Source organism: Parafrankia sp. FMc2 (assembly GCF_041008525.1).
Lineage (GTDB): Bacteria > Actinomycetota > Actinomycetes > Frankiales > Frankiaceae > Parafrankia.
Genome location: NZ_JBFLUG010000434.1, coordinates 1 through 987, shown reverse-complemented (window position 1 = coordinate 987; position 987 = coordinate 1). Strand labels below are relative to the sequence as shown.

Genomic DNA, 987 nt, shown 5'->3' with positions numbered 1-987 from the left:
CACCTCGTCGCCCTCGTCCGCGCCGGCGCCGTCTTCGAAGCAGGCCAGCTCGTCGAACGACCCACCACCACACCCGTCACCCAAGCCGCCTAACGATCATCACCCACAAGTCTTGACTATTTCTCCACTGGTAGGCCGACTTCGTACTCACCCGCAGCCGCCCGGCGACCTCCACCGGATCGACCCCGGCGGCGAACAGGTCCGCCGCCTGCGCCCGGACCGCTTCCCGACGGGCACGACCCTGCGCGGTAAGCCCGCCACCATCCGCATACCTCATGCCCGCTACAAGGGCTGAGCACGGCCGGGTCATACCCGGACAGACCGGATGTGATCAAACAGACCCCGACCATTCAAATTCTGTACCTGTTCACTGAGCGCGGCGGCGGATGTGGTGAGGAGGTAGTCGTGGGCGTCGTCGAGCCACACCACGGTCCAAGGGCCGACACAGGCAAGTCCGTCGAAGAGGGCTTGGGGCGGGCTGGGGCTGATCGGACGCCATAGCCGCCATCCGTGCGGCAAGGACATGACCGCCTCCCAGCAGGTGCGACTCTTGCCAGAAGAAGAGTCGCCGACCAGCACCACGGCTGAACTTGCTCCACCCACAGCCTGCTGGACAATTGTCCGTAGCTGCTCATCGTGTTGGCGTGGCACGTAGATCGGGACCATCGGTAGGCTCGGGCCCTCCCGCCGCACCGCGGCGTCGATCGCCCGGTGCACCCCGAAGTCGACGGGGTTGTCGAGCAGGTCCACCGGCGGAGTCTGTTGCATTGTGGGAAGGCAGGGCATGGTTGACCCTGCCGAGCGGGTGGTCAGATCGCGAGGGTGAGTTCGGTGAACGCGGCTGTCAGCCGTGTGTGCGGGTCGGTCCCGAGTTCGTAGTGGCCGCGGCGGATGTTCTGGACGAAGGCGTGCCCTGCGCTGATCGTCTGGGCGGAGCGCAGGCGTTTCAGTCCGCGCATCGGGCGGAGTCGGGCTTTGAGTCGGCTG

General features: G+C 66.5%; 2 protein-coding genes and 1 pseudogene. All 3 read right to left on the bottom strand.

All coding sequences use genetic code 11. The features are described 5' to 3' along the window. Positions 1 to 103: 103 nt before the first annotated feature. A pseudogene (locus tag AB1460_RS37780) lies at positions 104 to 277 on the bottom strand (helix-turn-helix domain-containing protein); the annotation flags it as partial. A 29-nt stretch (positions 278 to 306) separates the two neighbouring features. Next, on the bottom strand, positions 307 to 750 hold the full coding sequence (locus AB1460_RS37775) for a hypothetical protein (protein WP_368967378.1): 444 nt from the start codon (positions 748 to 750) through the stop codon (positions 307 to 309). Positions 751 to 809: 59 nt separating this feature from the next. Then, on the bottom strand, positions 810 to 987 hold a 178-nt coding region (locus AB1460_RS37770), incomplete at its 5' end, for a DDE-type integrase/transposase/recombinase (RefSeq protein ID WP_368967380.1).